Raw genomic sequence first — 18,529 nt, 5'->3', positions numbered from 1 at the left:
TCACGCGGGGGCTCCGTCCGGCAGCGTCGATGCCGATGTCCAGCCAAGCCGCCGCAGCACGCGGGGCGCCACCCATTGCAGCAACAGAATCACTCCGGCATACAGCACGGTTGCCACGGCAAAGGCCTGGAAGGCGAGCAGCGTGTCGGTTTCCACCTGCCGCGCGCTATACGCAAGTTCGGCCAGCCCGATACCCATGGCGAGCGAGGTGTTCTTGATGGTGTTGGCACATTGCCCCAGCAGCGGCAGCGCCGACACGCGCAGCGCCTGCGGCAGCACCACACGGAGGAAGGCGGCACGCGGCGTGAAACCCAGCGACAGCGCGGCCTCGCGCTGCCCGCGCGGCACCGCCCGAATGCCGGCGCGCAGCTCTTCCGAGAAGAACGCGCCGGCGTACAGCGCGATGCCGAACGTCGCCGCCAGAAATTCGAACGACGGCGCAGGCAATCGCCAGGCACCCACGGCGATGCCGCCCCAGCCGGTGATGGCCCCGACCACGTCTTCGCCCAGCAATTGCGCCGCGCCGAAATACCAGAAGAACAATTGGACCAATAACGGCGTCTTGCGCAGGAAGGCCACCAGCGCGCGGGCCGGTAAGTGCAGCCACGGCTGAGCACTCGCGCGCAGCGCCGTCAGGAGCAGGCCAATGACCAGCCCGCCCGCGATGGCAGCCGCCGACACCAGCAGCGTCATCCCGAAGCCCTCCAGCATCCAGCCGAGATAACGCGGCGGCAGGGGTTGGAGGAGGGCTGGCAGGCTCAAGCTCACTTGGTGCTGCCGATGATGAAGTCGCGCGGCAGCGGGGCGGCGCTCTTCGGACCGAACCAGCGGTCATAGATGCGGCCGGCGGTGCCGTCCTTCTCGAGACCTTGCAGGATCTGGTCGATGGTCGCCGTCAGCTTGGTTTCACCCTTCGGTACACCGATGCCCATGTACTCGCGCGTGAGCACGAAAGGCGAGATCTCCAGCTCACTGCGGTTGGGCAGCGTGGCAAGCAGCGCGCCTAGCTTGGCGCCATCCTGTGCAAATGCCTGGATGGCACCGGTGCGCAGTGCGGTGAGCGCCAGCGGAGAATCGTCATAGGCAATCACGCGGGCGTTGGGATAGCCTTCGCGCAGCGTGGTTTCCTGCGTGGTGCCCTTGTCCACGCCCAGGCGGATGCCGTCTTTCTTCAAGTCGTCCGGCTGCTTGAGCACACCCTTCTTGGCGATGAACTGCAGGCCGCTGGCGAAGTACGGCGTGCTGAATTCAATCTGCTTTTTTCGCTCGTCGGTAATGGTGAAGTTGGCGGCCACGATATCGACCTTGCCGGACGTGAGCAGCGGCACGCGGTTGGCCGGGTTGGTGGCGCGCAGTTCCAGCTTGACGCCCAGCTTGTTGGCGATTTCCTGCGCGTAGTCCACGTCCAAGCCAACGGGTTGACCGGTCTTGGCGTCGGCGTAACCGAACGGCGGATTGGCATCGAACACGCCCACCCGCAGCACACCCGCTTTCTTGATGTCGTCCAGCTTGTCGGCGTGGGCTTGCGGCGCGTGGAGCACCGCCACCGCGAGTGCCGCCCCGATGACCACACCCACCGCCTGGCGCGACGACTTTGCCAACGCCAGCGCCAGACCCGACAACGAGAATGCGCCCGAAACGCTTGCCTGCATGACAACCCCCTGATGATTTTTAGGGGTTCAAGCGTAGGGTGATTGCTGCGCCGCGCAAACGAATTCATTGGCAGATCGATATACACCGGCCGGAACGCAACGGCGCCGCCATGCGCTGCAAAGCCGCGCGGGCCTTCAGTTTTTACAATTCCTGCCGATAGCAGGGGCGGGTCATGGAGGCGCATCGCGCAGTCATCCACCCGACAACAGTGCCCGATACACTGCAAGAACAACAAACGAACGGGGAATAAACGTGGACCAACCGGCTGGCGTCGTCATTCGCCGGCGTTGCCATGCGCGCGCGGCGTGCCGATCATGCTGATCGCAGCACTGGCTTGCGCCGCGCTCGCCTCCATCGCGCTGATCGGCCTGTCATGGCCGCGCCGTGACGACACGGAGGTCGCTGCCTTCATGCTGCTCGCGCTCGGCACGGCGTTGTGGAGCGGCGCACGTCTGATGGAGGTCGTGACCTTCGACATGCCCGTGCGCGTGGGCTGGGCCAAGGTCGCGTACCTCGGGATCATGATGGTGCCGGCCGCATGGCTGCGCATGGTGATTGGCCTCATCCGGCCCGAACTCAATGCATTGCCGCTGGTGCGCGCGGGCTGGGTGCTGGCGCTGCTGGTGGCCGCTGCGTTTATCGGGCTGGTCGCCACCAATGAACTGCATCACCTGGTATGGCTCGATGCGCGCTTTGTCGTCATCGACGGCATGCAGCGCGCCGTGTTCGATCACGGGCGGGTTTTCTGGATCGGCACGGCCTACAACTACGTGCTGCTCGCCATCAGCCTCGTGCTGCTGGTGCTCCCCATCGACGAAGCGGCCTCAGGCCTTTACGTGTCGTCGCGCACGCATGTGCGGCTGGCGCTTGTCATCGGACAACTGCTGCCGCTGGTGGCGCATCTGGCGTATCTGCAACGCTGGACGACGGCGATCGGCGGCGATCTCACACCGGCCACGTTTGCGGTCAGCACCGCACTGCTGGGCTGGGTCGTCCTGCGGCCGCGCCTGCGCGACACCGCCGCTTATGCCCGCGGCAAGATCGTCGAAGCCATGCGGGACGGCTGCATCGTGCTGGCCCGCGATGGTTCCATTGCCAGCATCAACGCCGCCGCGCGCTATCTGCTGCCAAGCGCCCAGATGCATGCAATGCCGCCCGCCGTGCTGAACGTGGCGGGCATCCTGCGCGAATTCGAACGGACGCGTCTGCCCAACCGCCACCAGGTCTGGCTGCCCGAAACGGGCCGCACGCTGGAAGTCACGCTCGAAGGCCTGAGCGACGCGCGCGGACGCCACGCGGGCGTGTTCCTGTTGTTGCGCGACGTGACGGTCGAGCAGATGCAGCGTGCCGGCATGGCCAGCGCCCAGGACGCACTGCGCGGCGAGCTGCAGCGTACGCAGGCCAAGCTCAGCGTGCTCGAGAACGATGTCAATCGCGACGCGCTTACGCAACTGTTCAATCGCCGCTTTTTTGAGACACAGGCCCCGCGCCTGTTCGACCATGCCCGCCGGGAGAATCGCCCTGTCACGCTGGCGCTGTTCGACATCGATTGCTTCAAGCAATACAACGACACCTACGGCCACCTGCAAGGCGACGAATGCCTGCGCATGGTGGCCCACACGCTGGGCATGGCGTGCCGTCACCCCGATGACTTCATCGCGCGCGTGGGTGGCGAAGAATTCGTCGCCATGCTGTTCGATCTGAACCGCGATGACGCCCGCCAGGCCGTGGCCCGCGCCGTGGCCTTGGTGGCCGAACGTGCCGAACCGCACGCGGCGTCCGTCGCCGCACCGTACGTCACGTTGTCAGCTGGCGCTGTCACACTCACACCGGGCGACGAACGCCTGGACGTGGTGTTCGAGTGGGCCGACGCGGCGCTCTACGATGCCAAGCGCAGCGGACGCAATACGTTCCGCTTTCAACAGAGTCCGCCGGGCCTGCGCAGCGTCGTGGGCGGGGAGTAGACCGCCCGTTCGTAGGGCTACGCCATTGCCTTGTTACGCAATGGCAAGTGCATCGGAAGAATGGACACATGCGCGGGACCACCGCGCATGCGCGGCTGCCGCCAGCAGCCAATTCCATTCTTGGAGTATGCGATGCCGACAGGCCAATCCATTGCCACAGTCGTCGACCACTATCTGCGCAATGCCGAGCTGCCCAAAGCCATTTCTGCGCAGCAGACCTTCCAGTACGCCTTCGATGTCTATCTGAAGGATTCCAACGCCTACGCCAACACGTATTTCGCCCGGTATTTCGAGTGGCAGGGCGTGGTGCGCGAGCGCTGGTTCCACGAATGCATTGACGCTGAGCTGCTCATGAGCGGACGTGTGATCTTCGTGACCAAGCTGGCGCATCAGGAATTCGTTGAAGAGACATTCCCGTTTCAGCGCGTGGAATGCCACTTGAACACCTTCCGGGTGCAGCCGTGCTCGTTCTACATGGTGTTCCGGTTCGTTTCAGGCGGGCGGCTGGTGTCGCTGGGGTATCAGCAGGTGGTGTGCGCCAACGCCGAGCGCGTCATCCAGCGGTTGCCGGAGCACGTGCGCATGCGTGTGAAGGCGTACGAACTGGACACGCTGCCAGAGCTGGCACACGCGTCCTGACGTTCTAAAGGTGTAAACGTCAGATAGCAGGCGGTTGGGGAAACCGCATGGAGAACAGCGTGTATTCCCCAACCACGGATTCACATTGGATGCGCCCCCCGAATGCCTGCATGACGCGGCGGCAGAACGTCAACCCCACGCCCGAGCCCTTGCCGACATGCTTGGTGGAGAAGAACGGGTCAAAGATGCGGCGCTGCACGCTGGGCGGAATGCCGGTGGCGCTGTCGCGCACCACGAGCACGTAGCTGTCGCCATCCTGGCGGGCGGAGATTTCGATGTGCCCCTTGCGCGCGATCTGGATGGCATGCAGGGCGTTCTTCAGCAGGTTGAACAGCACATACACGAGCAGCGTGTCGGAGCCAACGAACCGCCAGTCGGCGTTGAACGTCTGCACGTGCACGCGTTCGCGCTCACCCGCCTGGAACGGATACTGCGCCACGGCGGTCTCCACGCATTCGCGCAGCGAGTGGGCCGCGAACGTGCGGCGGTCGAGACGCTCCAGCGTGACGGAGGCCAATGCCATTTCGATCACGCTGTGCGCGGACGCGACTTCCGACGTGATGGCACCCGCCAGCTTGGAGAGGCGATCGAGCATGGCCGGATGCTGCGGCGGCTGGCACAGGCCGTTGTCGATGGCAAGCAGATAGCCGCGGTACACATCAGGCCAGGCGCGGGCAATTTCGGCGGCTTGCAAACGGATGGTGGTCAGCGGCGTGCGGACCTCGTGCGCAACGGTGGCGGCCAGCGCGTAAGGGCGCATCAGGTCGAACTTGACCACACCCACGGCGATGATGCCCAGCGCAACGGCCAGCGGGAGCACGCCCGGCGGGTAGAACGCAATGCCGTAGTTGACCGCGTAGTCGGCCGCCGCCAGAGAAATCAGCCCCACACCGATCAGGCACGTCAGCAACCGTTTGCGCTTTTCTGCGGTGGCATGCCGCTGCTCGCGGTAGAGCACCCACATGCCGCGCGAGACCAGCGCCGTCGTCTGGGCGATATGCACGGCCTCCAGCAGGCCAGCCTTTGGATAGAAACCGAAGTGGAACTGATGCACGCCATCGATGACGAGGTTGGTGGTCAGCAGCAAGGCGATCAGCGCGGCGTCCAGTGCATAGGCGGCCAGGAGCCAGTGCCGCTCGCCCGGGGCTTCGGCCACCTCCACCGCAAAGTGATACAGCATGGTCGGCATGATCAGGATGGCGATCCAGCCCAGCTTGGCAAGCACCTGGGCCGTGCCGACGTCCTGCGTTTGGAAGAGGAACGCCCAGATGCCCTGCCACAGGCATGTGAGCGTTGTCATGCCGAGAAACGCCAGGCTCGCTCGCGTGCGGCCGCGCGTGGTCACGACGTAGACGCCGTAGAACAGGAAAAGCGACGAGACGAAGGCGGGGAACAGGGCGTACATGGAATCGGGGAGTTGGCGCAGTGGCCGCGCGCCAATGCCGACCGGAGCCGACGGTAACCCGGAAGGCTACCGACAACGCCGCGTTCGTACACGTGTTCCGTTGTCACATTTTTTTTATTCTGGATTAAACGAAACCCCGAAAACCGCGCCGCATCGCGGTCCCCCTCTAACGGGTGTGACAAAAAGGACGAGGGGGGATGAGGACTCTCGGGTCGCTTATGCCGCTCAGGTGGCTCAGGTGGCCTCGATCAGCATCGCGTCGATCGCAAACGAATGGTCGGGCGACACAGCAAAGTACGCGCGCGCTTCGTCGGCGGCGCGGTCGAACAGGTCGCGGATGGCATCCGCCCGGACCTGCGGGGTGCGGATGCGGGCGATCCAGCTGTCAAAGGCCATCGTCAGCTTCCAGGTGCGGGGCGGGCCGGGCTGGAAACCGGCCTCGGCCAGCATGGCTTGCCATTCGGACACACGGTAGTCGCGTACGTGCGACACATCGCGCAGCACCTCGGTGGTCTGCAGCAGCGTGTCGAGCAGCGGCACCTCCGGCGCGACGATATCCACGATGACGAGCTTGCCGCCGGGTTTGAGCACACGGCGCGCTTCAGACAGGCCCTTGCGCACGTCGTACCAATGATGGGCAGAAAAACGCGTGGCAACGATGTCGAACGCGGCATCGTCAAAGGGCAGGTTTTCAGCGCGGCCAGCTTGCGTGTGCAATTGCGCGAGGCCGCGGCGCGCGGCTTCGGCGGCCACCACGCCCAGCATGTCTTCCGACAGGTCATACGCCACCATGGCGGCCACGTGCGGCGCCATGGCAAAGCTCACGTGCCCGCCGCCGCTGCCCAGATCGAGCACCTTGGCGTGCGGCGCAGATTGCGCCAGCGCGGCCAGCGCGTCGAGATCGTCGCCCTGCGCATGCACGGCGCTGGTCAGGTAGGCCTGAGCAACCTGGCCGAATTGCTGGTCGACGAGTCGATGCTGCTGCATGGCTGCTCCTTACGGCTTGTGGGGACGAGGAGCGGCCAGTGTAGGAGCGCGGCCCGCGCGGCGAAATTCGTGATTCGCGAAACGGGGTATCGCGCAGACGCGGTGCGGCGCTGGCGCCTTCAGACGAAGCGGAACAGCTGCGCGGGCGTGTCGACCAGCACCTGTTTGCGGTCTGCTGCGCTGGGCAGCAGCACGCCGGCGAAGGCCCACATCTTGTCGTAGTCGATCTGCGATTCGAACTGCGTGTGCGGCCAGTCGCTGCCCCAGACCAGGCGGTCCAGGCCGAGCGCATCTTTCAGGCGAGGCATGGCGGCCTGGGCGATGGCTTCCCCGCGTCCGTTGGTGCCATTCCGGTATGCGCCGGAAATCTTCACCCACACGCGGCGCGAGCGGCCGGCGGCGAGCAATGCGGCAAAGCCGGGGTCGTCCACGCCGAGCGCCGGGTCGGGGCGGCCGAAGTGATCGACCACCACGCTCACCTGTGCTTCCAGCAGCGGCTGCAGCAGCGCAGGCAGGCGGCGTGCCTCGACGTGCAGTTCCACATGCCAGCCCAGCGCATGCAGGCGTGCCAGCGCGGCCTGCCAGACGGGCGATTTCAACTGCGGGTCTGCCGCACCGATCAGGTTCAGGCGGATGCCGACGATGCCCTCGGCGTTCATCTGCGTGAGCAAGGTCTCGGGCGCTGTCGGGTCGATCACGGCCACACCGCGCAAGCGTTGCGGCGCCTGTTTGAGCGCAGCCAGCAGGTAGCTGTTGTCGACGCCCAGGAAGCTCGGCTGCACCAGCACACCGTGCGACACGCCGTGCGCGTCGAGCTGCGCCAGATAGGCCGGCAGGGGGGCGTCATACGTGGGCGCATAGCGGCGCGCATCGGCCAGTTGCAGCCCGCGTTCGAACACATGTGCGTGCGTGTCGATGGCCGTGATGCGCGCGGGGCCCCCCCGCGAAACGTCGCTGCTGCCGGTGGCGGCGCAGCCGGCAAGGGCGGTGGAACCTAGCATGGCAAGCAGTCCGGTGTTGAAGGCGCGGCGGGTGGGCATGGGGTCTCCTGGCGGCGACGGATCAAGTGCGTCGTCATGATGTTGTGGTGGAGTTCAGACCGTGACGGCAGCGAGGTCACGGCCCTTCGTCTCGGGCAGCATCAGCACCGCCACTGCGACGATCGAATACGCGATGGCCGCGTCGATGCCGATGGCCGTGCCCAGCGACATGGATGCGCTCATCTTGCCCACCAGCACCGGGAACGCGGCAGACACCACGCGGCCGAAGTTGTAGCAAAAGCCCACGCCCGTGCCGCGCACGCCCTGCGGATACAGCTCGTTGAACAACGCGCCCATGCTGGCCGGAATGCCCGCCGCAAAGAAGCCCAGCGGAAAGCCGAGCACCAGCATCGCGCCATCCGACAGCGGCACCAGCAGATACACCAGCACGGTGACCACGCAGCAGCACGAGAACAGCAGGATGTTGCCGCGACGGCCGAGCACGTCCAGCAGCCATGCGCTGGCCACGCAGCCGCACCAGAAAGCAAAGATGATCACCGCCAGGTAGCCGCCCGTGCCGAGCACCGACAGGTGCCGCTCTGTCTTGAGATACGTCGGCAGCCACGTCATCAGTGCGTAGTAACCGCCGTGCGCGCCCACCCCCAACAGGCCGCCGATCAGCGTCATGCGCAGCACCTGCGGGCGGAAGATGTCGAGCAGCGGAAAGCGCGAGATCGGCATCGCGTTGGCGTCCGCGTCCGGCTTGGCGGCCGGCACCGGTTCCTTCACGCCACGGCGGATGTAGATGATGAGCAGCGCCGGCAGCAGGCCCGCAGCAAACATCACGCGCCAGGCAAGATCGGGTTCAATGAAGGAATACGTGAGCGCATACAGCAGCACCGCGGCGCCCCAGCCCACGGCCCAGGCGCTCTGCACGGTGCCCATGGCCTTGCCGCGATGGCTGGCGCGGATGCTCTCGGCCATCAGCACGGCGCCCGCCGCCCATTCACCACCAAAGCCGAAGCCCTGGATGGCCTTCAGCACGAGGAACTGCTCGAAGTTCTGCGCGAAGGCTGACGCGAATGTGGCCAGCGAGAACCACAGTACCGTGATCTGCAGCGTGCGCACGCGGCCGAAGCGGTCCGTCAATGCGCCAGCAATCCAGCCGCCCAGCGCGGACGCCACCAGCGTGACGCCCGACACCAGCCCAGCCTCGGCCTTGCCGATGTGCCAGGCGGCGATGATGGTCGGGATGACGAGGCTGAACATCTGCACGTCCAGCGCGTCGAGCGCCCAGCCGCCAAAGCAGGCCCAGAACGTGCGCTTTTCCCCTTTCGAAATCTCTTTGAACCAGCCGAACATGCCGTCTCCTCCGGGTGACGTGAGCGACATGTGCCGTACACATTGCTCTAGTCATATATATGAATAGAGGAATTTTAGGGCGAGACCCAGGGCGATGCAGTCGGTGTTAACCCGTGCGGAGGGGTGAAGCGGGGATCAGGTATGCAGCAGGGCGACAGGCAGATGCGCCAGCACCTGGCCCAGCGCAAGGCGGGGACTCCGGAGTGCCTGGCCGTCGAACGCACTATGCAGGGGAATCTGCGAGAGCGCGGACGGCAGGCAAACCGTGGTGTCTCGCCATACGCCCGTCGCAAACGCTGGTGTGGCGGTATGGCCAAGCAGGGCGGAGGCGTGCAAGGGCACGATCACGACGATCGCCTCGGCGCCATGCGTACGCGCAAACGCGAGCACGTGCTGCGCGCCGCTGCCGGTTACGACCAGCGGCTGGTAGTCGCCCGATTCGAATACCGCTGGCAGTGCCGCCCGGAGGGCCAGCGCACGTGCCAGCATGGCTTGCTTGATGCGGCCGTCGGTCCAATGCGCAAGCAGCGGCGCCAGGCTGTTGTCTGCATGCGTGTGCAATGCACGCAGTGCTCGGTGCCGTGCGGCATAGTCGACAGGCCGACGGTTGTCGGGATCGACGAGGCTGGTGTCCCAGAAATCGGCGCCCTGATAGAGGTCGGGCACGCCGGGCAGTGTGGTGCGCAGCAAGGTCTGGGCGAGGCCGTTGATGGCCGCGGCCGGGGCCACGCTTTGCACGAAAGCCGAGAGGGACGGCAGGAACGTCTGGGCGGCCTCACCCGTCAGCAGCGTCAAGACAAAATCGCGGCTGGCGGCTTCGTACTCTGCATCGGGTGCGAACCAGTCGGTGCGCAGCTTGGCTTCGCGTTGCGCCTTTTCCTGCCACTGCGCGACGCGCTCGGCCAGCTCGCGCACGGCATCGGTGTCATGCCAGTCGAGGCCCGCCGGCCAGATGCCCACCAGCGTTTGATACAGCATCCACTGCGCAGCGGGCGAGGGCGCAGGGCCGGTCGGCAGATGACGGACCCACGCAGCATGCTCCGTACGCCACTGATGTGCGGCGGCCAGCCATTGCGCGGGTCGCTCCGACAGCACTGCCAACCGCGCGCGTACGTCTTCACCGCGCTTGTGGTCGTGCGTGGCGGTCGTCAGCATGGCGTGCGGCCATGTGAGGGCGCGCTTCTGCATGGCGTGATGGAACGCGTTGGCGCTCATCGAGAACTCGCCCGGATCCGCGCCGACCTCGTTGCGCGACAGCAGCCGCCCGTAGCGGTAGCACGCCGTGTCTTCCACCGCCTTGGCCGCCACCGGCGACGACAACTGCTGGCACCGCCGCAATGCGAGCTGGCGCAGCTTGTCCTGGCCGGCGGGTTGCCCACCCAGCCAGGTGTCGAGCCAGCCGAGCACAGGTTGGTCGATGCGTCGCAGGCAGGTAGCCGCGCCCGACATCGCGGATTGCAGGATGGCCGTGTCCTGGGCATCGCGTTGCTGCGTGCTCGCATAGGTGCGATACACCGGAAAGTGGACGATCACCTCGGCCAGCGCGCGCCGGATGGCGTGCCACGTCACGTCGTGGCTGCTGCGCTCCTGCTGTGCCACCGCATGCAACGCCGACGCGGCTGCATCGAGTTCTGCCGCAAAGTGCGCATGCAGGATCTGACGGCGTGCCGCTACGGCGGTGGCCGAAAACGGCGCTTCGGCCGCCGGCGCGCCGATCCATTCCAGCCACCCCTGCGTGAGCGCCGTCTCGCCATGCGCGTCGTGCAACAGCGCGCCCACCTGGTTCATGAAGTCGTAGCCGCTGGTGCCGTCGACGCCCCAGTCGGTGCGCATCGCTTCATCGTGGGCGAGGATCTTCTCGACAACAATCCACGGGTGATTCGTGAGCCGGTCGGCGGGGCGTGCCGCGTGTTCGGCTTGCAGGCGGCGGCGCAGTTGGCGGCAGTAGGCGGCCGGATCGGCCAGGCCATCAACGTGGTCGATGCGCACGCCGTCAATCCACCCCAGGCGATAGAGCCGGAACAGCAGCGCGTGCGTCGCTTCGAATACCTCGGCGCGCTCCATGCGCAAGCCGGCCAGCGAGCCGATATCGAAGAAGCGGCGCCAGTTGGTCTCGTCATTGGCGGTGCGCCAGTGGGCAAGGCGCCAATGCTGGCGCGCCATCAGCGCATCAAGCTCATCGTGTTGCGCGTTGAGCGTGCGCACGGCTTCGGCGATGTGTGCGGCGCCTGCTTCGGTGGTGGCGAGGTTGCGCAGTGCATCGCGTGCTTCGTCTGCACGTTCGCGGCGCGTGCGCACCGAGCGGATGGTGCCGAGCCCGGCAAAGCGGTCGGCAACCGCATGCGTGGCGGTGTCCGTGTTGCCGGTGCGCAGCAACGCGGGGTAGTCGGCCAGCGCAATCGGGAACCGGTGATCGTAGTACGCAATGGCCAGCCGCGCGGCCGCTTCGTCGTAGGCCAATTGCAGTCGGCCCGCGGCCAGTGCGTCGGCGTAGTTTTCGCCGAGGAACGGTGCGAGCACCTTGTTGCGCAGCCCGGGGTGCGACGGCTGCCAGTCGATATCGAAAAAGTTGGCGTAAGCGCTTTCAGGGCCGGATTCGAGCACGTCCAGCCACCACGTGTTGTGTGCACCACCCACACCCATATGGTTGGGCACGATATCGACAACGAGCCCCATGCCGCGCGCATGCAGTGCCTCAACCAAACGTTCGAGGGCGGGTTCGCCGCCCAGCTCCGGGTTCACGCGTGTCGGGTCGACAACGTCATAGCCATGCGTGGAACCCGGCTGCGCCGTGGTGATGGGCGACGTGTAGAGGTGCGAGATGCCGAGCGCTGCAAAGTCGTCCAGCAGCGCGCGCACATGGTCGAACGTAAAGTCGCGGTGCAGTTGCAGCCGCACCGTGGCGCGGGGCACCCGCTGGAGGGCGATGGGGGCGAGTGGCGTGGTAGGTTCGCTCATGACAGGCTGATGCGCGCGTTGGCCAGCGCTGACAGGCGCGCCTGAACCGTGGGCGCGTCGAGCAGCGTCGGGGCGGGCGCCAGGAGGCGGCGACGCCAGTTTGGATGTGTGTCGATCGTGCTCGGCAGGTTCGGCTGCTCTACAAGCCCCAGCAAGTCTTCCAGCGGCACCAGAGCAAGCGGCGTGTGGGCGGCGCCCGTGAACACCGTGGCTGCCGTCGCAAAGTCCTGTGCGCTTGCTTGCAGGATGACTTCGGCTTGCGCTGCGTTGGCGGCGCGCGCCTGTTCCAGCGCAGCCTGCAGAGGCGCCACGCCGATCATCGGCACGCCGCCATCGGCCAGCACCAGCCGGTTGTGCTCGGCAAAGGCAGCGACGAGCGCGGCGCGGTCGTCCATGCGGCGCGCGTACGCCTCGGTCTCGTTCATGCCGGGCGGCAACAGCCCGAGCTGCACTTGCCAGCGCAGATCGTTGCCGATCCACCAGCCGGCGAGCGTGGGCAGATCGTGCGTGCTGGTCATCGCAACGGAGGCCGGCGCCCACGTGTGAGGGGCCTTGAAGGGCGCATCGTCGCGCGTGTATTCGCGTTCAAACCAGAGAATGCGCATGCCGAGCAGCCCGTCTTCGGCCAGCGTCTCACGCAGGCCCGCCGGCACGGTGCCGAGATCCTCGCCGATGACGATGCAGCGGTTGCGCCACGATTCCAGCGCGACCAGCCGCAGCAGATCGTGCATCGGGTAGCGCAGGTACACGCCGTCTAGCGGCTGTGCGCCATCCGGAATGACCCACAGTCGCATGAGTCCGAGCACGTGGTCGATCCGCACGCCGCCGGGCACCGCCATGACCGCACGCAGCATTTCGATGAACGCGGAAAAGCCCTGCGTTCGCATGGCCCGCGGGCTGAAGGTGGTGAGCCCCCAATCCTGGCCCTGCGCGTTGAACAGGTCGGGCGGCGCGCCTATGGTGACGCCGATCAGCAAGTCCCGCTGCCGGGCCCACGCGTGGCTGCCCGCGCTGTCGGTGCCCACAGCCAGGTCGGCAATCAGGCCGATGGCCATGCCGGCGCTTTCCGCGGTGCGCTGCACGAGGGCCCATTGGCGAGTAGCAGCCCATTGCAGGAAGAGGTGGAAATTCACCGCATCCTCATGCTCGCGCGCGAAGGCCTGCACGCCAAGGTAGCTCGGATCCTGATATTGCTCCGGCCATTGCTTCCAGTGCGCGGGGCCCAGATGCGCGTTCAGCGCCTCAAAGTGCGCGTGGTCGCGCAGGCTGACGCCCCCGTCGATGCAATACGCACGAAAATCGTCCAGCAGCATCTGGGCGGTGGTGTCTCCAAGCGGCGCCTGCAGCAAACGGTGATGCAACGCGCGCAGCACCGTCATACGGGCGTTGCCGCTGGCGGGCCAGTCGATGAGCGGAGCGGCTTCCAGGCGTGCATAGTCTGCGACAAGGTTGCAGTCGACCACGGCTTGCCGGACGGCTTCCTCTCCGAAAAGGGCGGTGGGGTCGATCATCCACGCGTTCATGAACAGGCGGCTCGATGGCGAGTACGGCGAGTAGCGACGCGCGTCGGCCGTGAACATGGCATGCACGGGGCTGAGCGCCAGCGCATCTGCACCGTGCCGCGCGAGCTGCTGTGCCAGTGCGCCCGCAGCGGTGTAGTCGCCGAGCCCTGCGCTGCTGGCGGCGCGTTCAGCCCCGCATCGCAGGCCATAGAGTTGTGCGGAGGTACCCCACACTCGGGTGTCGGTCTGACGCTTGTGCTGGCGTAATGCATCGGCCACGCCGTAGCAACGTGCCGGGGCAATGGCGAGCGTGGCCTGGATCACGGTGCCCGGCCCGGCGTCAATGGTCAGGCGGTGATAGCCCACGGCAGTCACAGGCCCCAGGCGCAGCGTTGCGTGGTGCTCGCTTGCGCTGGCGCTGACTTTGCCCTCAGTGCTGCCGCCGGACTCCAGATCGACGCGATAGGTTTGTCCGTCCAGCAATGCCGCCTGTGGCGCCGAAGTCTGCAGCACGATCGGCTGTCCGACCACGCCTGTCACGAGCGGCGGTATCGCCACCTCTTCGGCTTCTGCGCGCAGGCGCGCCTGGCTTTCCGACACCTGGGCCGGCGTGCCGGCAGGCAGCCCCAGGCTGTGCAGCACGGCCCGCAGCACGTCGTCGGCCACGTGCATGGGCCGGCTCGCAGCGTCTTCCCAGTCCACCAGCAGGCCGGCCTCGGTGGCCAGTTGCTGGAGCGGGGTGCGTTGCGTGCCGGATGAGTTGGTCGTGCGATCCATGGTGTGCGGGGGCGTTGATACGTTGGCGCGTTGCGCTTGTCAGGGGGTGGAGTCAGGCGGGCGAGGGCGTGTGCAGCAATGCCACGCACGTGCGCTCCGGCAGGCGATGCGCGATGAGCGCGGCGGCGGCGCCCTCGCGCGATTCATGCAGCAGATCTGCAGGGCTGCCCGCCAGCACCGTAGGCACCGCCACGGCTTGATCGGACAGATTCACCATCAGCGTGAGCACGCTGCCGTCGCCCATACGCCAGCGGGCAAGGGCGCCGGCATGGCCCAGTGCCACCGCATCGAGCGCGCGGGCGCGGGGCAGGCGCGGGATGATCTCTGCGTGGCGCAGCGCCAGCAGGCGGTGCATGCGGTTCAGCGTGTTCAGCTGTGCGGGATCGGCCAGGTTGGCCTCGCCGGGGGACGAGGCAAGGAACGTCAACTCGTCGTTGGGATCGGGAATGCGCTCGCGCTGGTGCGGGTCGGCAAATGCCTCGAACTTGGCGAACTCCCTGCGCCGGCCTTCCCGCACGGCTTCGGCCAGCATGCCGTGATGGCTGGTGAAGTATTGGAACGGGCAGGTGCTGCCCCATTCCTCACCCATGAACAGCATCGGAATCTGCGGGCTCAGCAGCAACAGCACCTGCGCGGCGTACAACGCATCGGGATGGGCGAGCTGCGTCAGCCGTTCACCAAAGGCGCGGTTGCCGATCTGGTCGTGGTTCTGCAGGAACAGCACGAACGCGGTGGGCGGCAAGTGCGCGCTCGGTTCGCCGCGCGGGGCATTCTCATGGATCGGGGATGGCTCGCCCTGGTAGCAGAAGCCGTCTTGCAGCACGCGCGCAAGGCGCTGCGCCGGTGCTTCGGCGTAGGCGGCGTAATAGGCTTCGCGCTCGCCGGTCAGCAACACGTGGAGCACGTTGTGGCCGTCGTCGTTCCACTGCGCGTCGAAGTCGCCGTGGGTGTCGCCATCACGCAGCAGCGATGCGGCGTTGTGCTCGTTCTCCAGCACCAGATGCACATGCCGGCCAGGCTCGGCGGACAGTCGCACGCGGGCGGCGAGTTCGCCCAGCCAGTCGCGCTCGGTGATGGCGTGCACGGCGTCGAGCCGCAGGCCGTCAAAGCGATATTCCATCAGCCACATCAGCGCGTTCTGGATGAAGAACTCGCGCACCTGCGGCTTGCGGAAATCGATGGCGGCGCCCCAGGGCGTATGCACATCGTCGCGGAAGAAGCTGCGCGCGTAGTGGTGCAGGTAATTGCCATCCGGCCCGAAGTGGTTGTAGACCACATCGAGAAACACCATCATGCCGAGCCCGTGCGCGGTGTCGATCAAGGCCTTGAGGTCGTCCGGCGTGCCGTAGCTGGCGTCGGGCGCAAAGGGCAGTACGCCGTCATAGCCCCAGTTGCGCGCACCCGGAAATTCCGCCACCGGCATCAACTCGATGGCCGTGATGCCCAGCCGCGCCAGTTCCGGCAGCCGGCCGCGCACACCTTTGAAACCGCCCAGCGCGCCGACGTGCAGTTCGTACAGCACCGTCTCGTGCCAGGGCCGGCCCTGCCAGTCGGCGTGCTGCCACCGGTAGCGCTGCGGATCGACGACGAGGCTTGGGCCCGCTATGTCCTGCCACTGCGCGCGGGCCGCGGGGTCAGGCACCGACAGTGTCACGCCGTCCTGATTGGTGAGACGGTACCGGTAGCATGTTCCGGCACCCACGGGTGCCACGGCGGCATACCAGCCGTCGGGTTCCGGGTCCATGCGGATGGCCTCGTCGCCGCGCACGTCGTCGAAGTCGATCCAGGCGGCGGTCGCGTCGGGGGCCCACAAACGGAAGCGGGTGTTGCCGTCCGCCAGGACGGTGGCACCGAACGGCATGTCGTGGGCAAACCGGGGGGCAGGTGCGGTCATCGCGTGGCGTCTCCATTGTCGTCGCTCGCTGCCTGGTCGGCGGTGGGGGCGGTGCGCTCGTCGTCGGTCGCAGGTTGTTCGGGCGGGGTGTTCTGCGGTGCGCCCTGTGCCGCGTTCTGTGTGTCGGACACCCGCCCGAGGGTTTCGCCGCTGGCGTCTGCATCCGGCTGCCCAGCAATCTGGGCGATCGTGGCCAGCTGCGTGGCGAGCAGCAGCACTACGCTGCGCCCCGCCACGTCCAGGGTGCTGCCGCTGTGCGGCCGAGCGTCTTGCTCCGGCGCTGCGCTGTCGATGGCGAGTAGCCAGTCCATGGCAGGCTCGGGCAGCGTGAACGTCAGGTCTGTCGCGGCACCGTTGATGAGCAACAACGCCACGTGCGGGCGCGCCTCCGCGTCGATGGTCTCGACGCAGGCGCGGCGCAACGCCAACGCCCGTGCCTCGCTGTCGTTCCACGCGTCGGGCGAAAGCACCTGGCCGCGCTCGTCAAACCAGGCGATGTCCGGCACGCCCGGCAGGATCTCGGTGTTGCCGTGCACGTAATGCGGCCAGCGCAGCGCAGGGCTGGCCTTGCGCAGTGCGATCAGCCGCGCCGTATAGCGGGCGAGCGCCTGCCCCGGGTCTTTTTCCAGCAATGACCAATCGAGCCAGGACAGGGCGTTGTCCTGGCAATAGGCGTTGTTGTTGCCGTTTTGCGTGCGGCCGAATTCGTCGCCCGCCAACAGCATCGGCGTGCCATTGGAAAAGAACACCGTGGCCAGCAGCGCACGTTTCACGCGTTCGCGCAGGGCTTGGATGGCGGGGTCATCGGTCGGGCCCTCGGCGCCCCAGTTGGCGCTGCAGTTGTCGTTGTGGCCGTCGCGGTTGTCTTCGCCGTTGGCATCGTTGTGCTTGTCGGCATAACTGACGAGGTCGTGCAGCGTGAAACCGTCGTGCGAGGCGACGTAATTGACCGACGCCCAAGGCCTGCGGTGGCGGCGGTCGAACAAGTCGCCACTGCCGGTCAGGCGTGCGGCAAGGTCGGGCCGCTGGCCCGAGTCACCGCGCCAGAAGCGGCGGATGCCATCGCGAAAGCGGTCGTTCCATTCCGCAAAGCCCGGCGGGTGGTTGCCGACCTGGTAGCCGTCCGGGCCCACGTCCCACGGTTCGGAGATCAGCTTGACGGTGGAAAGCACGGGGTCCTGGCGGATGGCATCGAAGAAGCCCGAGCCCTGATCGAAGCCATTGCCCTCGCGCCCGAGCGTGACGCCCAGGTCGAAGCGGAAGCCGTCCACGTGGAACGCGTTGACCCAGTAGCGCAGAGAGTCCATCACCATCTGCAGCACGCGCGGGTGAGACAGGTTCAGCGTGTTGCCGCAGCCCGTATCGTTGATGTAGTAACGCTCCTGGCCCGGCACGAGGCGGTAGTAGCTCGCGTTGTCCAGGCCCCGAAACGACAGCGTCGGTCCCAGCTCGCTGCCTTCGCACGTGTGGTTGTAGACCACGTCGAGCAACACTTCGATGCCCGCCGCATGCAGCCGGCGGATCGCCACTTTCAGCTCATGCAGCGATGGTGCCGAGAGGTAAGACGGCTCTGGCGCGAAGAAGCACAGCGTGTTGTAGCCCCAATAGTTGCGCAAGCCGCGCTCCACCAGAAACTGGTCTTGCAGGAAGGCGTGAATGGGCAGCAGCTCGATGGCGGTGATGCCCAACCGCTGCAGGCGGTCGATGAAGACGCTGTCGCCGAGCGCGCTGAACGTGCCGCGTTCAGGCGGCAGCAGGTCTTCGCGCAGCATCGACATCCCGCGAACGTGCCCTTCGTAGATCACGGTGCGAGACCACGGCGTGTTGGGGCGGACGTCGTTGCCCCAGTTGAACGACTCGTCGGTGACGATGGCCTTGGGCATGGCCGGCGCGCTGTCGCGGCGGTCGAATGAAAGATCGCCGCGGTTGGAGTTGAGCCGATAGCCGAACAGTGCGTCGGACCAGCGCAGCGAGCCCACCAGCCGGCGCGCGTAGGGGTCGAGCAGCAGCTTGTGCGGGTTGAAGCGATGGCCGTGCTGCGGCTCCCAAGGTCCGTAGGCGCGGTAGCCGTAGACGAGGCCGGCTTCCACGCCGGGCAGGTAGCCATGCCAGACCTCGTCGGTGCATTCGGGCAGGGCGAAGCGGGTCAGTTCCTTGCGGCCGGTGGGATCGAAGATGCAGAGTTCGATCTTGCTAGCGTTGGCTGAGAAGACGGCGAAGTTGATGCCCAGGCCGTCCCATTGGGCGCCTAGGGGGAAGGGTTTGCCGGGGGAGAGTGTTTTGGGGAAGCGGAGCATTAGAGGCTGTTTCGTTGTGCGTCTTTTTGGCTTGGTGGTGCATCCCTGTTTCGTACCCTGCCGGGCACGACTCACTTTTCTTTGTCTTGCCAAAGAAAGTAAGCAAAGAAA

The 18,529-nt window shown here is 66.5% G+C and carries 12 protein-coding genes; 2 read left to right on the top strand and 10 right to left on the bottom strand.

Annotated features, from left to right (window positions below):
- Together AAHM38_RS21525 and AAHM38_RS21520 are read right to left on the bottom strand one after the other, a co-directional pair.
- The gene (locus AAHM38_RS21525; RefSeq protein ID WP_116576709.1) at positions 1-711 is read right to left on the bottom strand and encodes an amino acid ABC transporter permease; all 711 of its coding nucleotides are present in this window, start codon (positions 709-711) and stop codon (positions 1-3) included.
- A gap of 53 nt (positions 712-764) precedes the next feature.
- Positions 765-1,652, bottom strand: coding sequence for an ABC transporter substrate-binding protein (locus AAHM38_RS21520; RefSeq protein ID WP_116576677.1), 888 nt, complete (start codon positions 1,650-1,652; stop codon positions 765-767).
- A 315-nt stretch (positions 1,653-1,967) separates the two neighbouring features.
- Between AAHM38_RS21520 and AAHM38_RS21515 the strand changes: the two genes are divergently transcribed.
- Positions 1,968-3,617 (top strand): GGDEF domain-containing protein, encoded by a 1,650-nt coding sequence (locus AAHM38_RS21515; protein WP_116576708.1) that lies wholly within the window; start codon positions 1,968-1,970, stop codon positions 3,615-3,617.
- Positions 3,618-3,749: 132 nt separating this feature from the next.
- The gene (locus AAHM38_RS21510; protein ID WP_116576676.1) at positions 3,750-4,256 is read left to right on the top strand and encodes an acyl-CoA thioesterase; all 507 of its coding nucleotides are present in this window, start codon (positions 3,750-3,752) and stop codon (positions 4,254-4,256) included.
- 19 nt (positions 4,257-4,275) lie between these two features.
- Here the strand turns inward: AAHM38_RS21510 and AAHM38_RS21505 are convergent, their stop codons facing one another.
- From AAHM38_RS21505 to glgX, 8 genes are all read right to left on the bottom strand, one after another.
- Positions 4,276-5,661 (bottom strand): sensor histidine kinase, encoded by a 1,386-nt coding sequence (locus AAHM38_RS21505; RefSeq protein WP_116576675.1) that lies wholly within the window; start codon positions 5,659-5,661, stop codon positions 4,276-4,278.
- 234 nt (positions 5,662-5,895) lie between these two features.
- Positions 5,896-6,648 (bottom strand): class I SAM-dependent methyltransferase, encoded by a 753-nt coding sequence (locus AAHM38_RS21500; protein ID WP_116576674.1) that lies wholly within the window; start codon positions 6,646-6,648, stop codon positions 5,896-5,898.
- 119 nt (positions 6,649-6,767) lie between these two features.
- The gene (locus tag AAHM38_RS21495) at positions 6,768-7,688 is read right to left on the bottom strand and encodes an amidohydrolase family protein (RefSeq protein WP_116576673.1); all 921 of its coding nucleotides are present in this window, start codon (positions 7,686-7,688) and stop codon (positions 6,768-6,770) included.
- Between the two features lie 54 nt (positions 7,689-7,742).
- Entirely contained in the window at positions 7,743-8,990 is a 1,248-nt protein-coding gene (locus tag AAHM38_RS21490) for an MFS transporter (RefSeq protein ID WP_009240351.1), read from the bottom strand.
- 135 nt (positions 8,991-9,125) lie between these two features.
- On the bottom strand, positions 9,126-11,948 hold the full coding sequence (gene treY, locus AAHM38_RS21485; protein WP_116576672.1) for a malto-oligosyltrehalose synthase: 2,823 nt from the start codon (positions 11,946-11,948) through the stop codon (positions 9,126-9,128).
- Positions 11,945-14,227 carry a 4-alpha-glucanotransferase gene (gene malQ, locus AAHM38_RS21480; RefSeq protein WP_116576671.1) on the bottom strand — a complete coding sequence of 761 codons (2,283 nt, stop codon included), beginning with the start codon at positions 14,225-14,227 and terminating at the stop codon, positions 11,945-11,947. The genes treY and malQ overlap by 4 nt, the downstream gene beginning before the upstream one ends.
- Before the next feature lie 52 nt (positions 14,228-14,279).
- Entirely contained in the window at positions 14,280-16,121 is a 1,842-nt protein-coding gene (treZ, locus tag AAHM38_RS21475; protein WP_103519274.1) for a malto-oligosyltrehalose trehalohydrolase, read from the bottom strand.
- The gene (gene glgX / locus AAHM38_RS21470; protein ID WP_116576670.1) at positions 16,118-18,418 is read right to left on the bottom strand and encodes a glycogen debranching protein GlgX; all 2,301 of its coding nucleotides are present in this window, start codon (positions 18,416-18,418) and stop codon (positions 16,118-16,120) included. Before glgX ends, treZ begins: the two co-directional genes overlap by 4 nt.
- Between the last annotated feature and the right edge of the window lie 111 nt (positions 18,419-18,529).

The sequence above is a fragment of the Ralstonia sp. OTU4908 genome, assembly GCF_038440115.1.
Taxonomy (GTDB): domain Bacteria; phylum Pseudomonadota; class Gammaproteobacteria; order Burkholderiales; family Burkholderiaceae; genus Ralstonia; species Ralstonia pickettii.
Note: the sequence above shows the minus strand (reverse complement) of the source record. Positions and strands in the feature narration are given on the sequence as shown.

Excerpts from the sequence above, each read along its gene's own strand:
- AAHM38_RS21525 (WP_116576709.1), bottom strand. The coding sequence starts at position 711 with ATGCTGGAGGGCTTCGGGATGACGCTGCTGGTGTCGGCGGCTGCCATC.
- AAHM38_RS21520 (WP_116576677.1), bottom strand. The coding sequence starts at position 1,652 with ATGCAGGCAAGCGTTTCGGGCGCATTCTCGTTGTCGGGTCTGGCGCTG.
- AAHM38_RS21515 (WP_116576708.1), top strand. The coding sequence starts at position 1,968 with ATGCTGATCGCAGCACTGGCTTGCGCCGCGCTCGCCTCCATCGCGCTG.
- AAHM38_RS21510 (WP_116576676.1), top strand. The coding sequence starts at position 3,750 with ATGCCGACAGGCCAATCCATTGCCACAGTCGTCGACCACTATCTGCGC.
- AAHM38_RS21505 (WP_116576675.1), bottom strand. The coding sequence starts at position 5,661 with ATGTACGCCCTGTTCCCCGCCTTCGTCTCGTCGCTTTTCCTGTTCTAC.
- AAHM38_RS21500 (WP_116576674.1), bottom strand. The coding sequence starts at position 6,648 with ATGCAGCAGCATCGACTCGTCGACCAGCAATTCGGCCAGGTTGCTCAG.
- AAHM38_RS21495 (WP_116576673.1), bottom strand. The coding sequence starts at position 7,688 with ATGCCCACCCGCCGCGCCTTCAACACCGGACTGCTTGCCATGCTAGGT.
- AAHM38_RS21490 (WP_009240351.1), bottom strand. The coding sequence starts at position 8,990 with ATGTTCGGCTGGTTCAAAGAGATTTCGAAAGGGGAAAAGCGCACGTTC.
- treY (WP_116576672.1), bottom strand. The coding sequence starts at position 11,948 with ATGAGCGAACCTACCACGCCACTCGCCCCCATCGCCCTCCAGCGGGTG.
- malQ (WP_116576671.1), bottom strand. The coding sequence starts at position 14,227 with ATGGATCGCACGACCAACTCATCCGGCACGCAACGCACCCCGCTCCAG.
- treZ (WP_103519274.1), bottom strand. The coding sequence starts at position 16,121 with ATGACCGCACCTGCCCCCCGGTTTGCCCACGACATGCCGTTCGGTGCC.
- glgX (WP_116576670.1), bottom strand. The coding sequence starts at position 18,418 with ATGCTCCGCTTCCCCAAAACACTCTCCCCCGGCAAACCCTTCCCCCTA.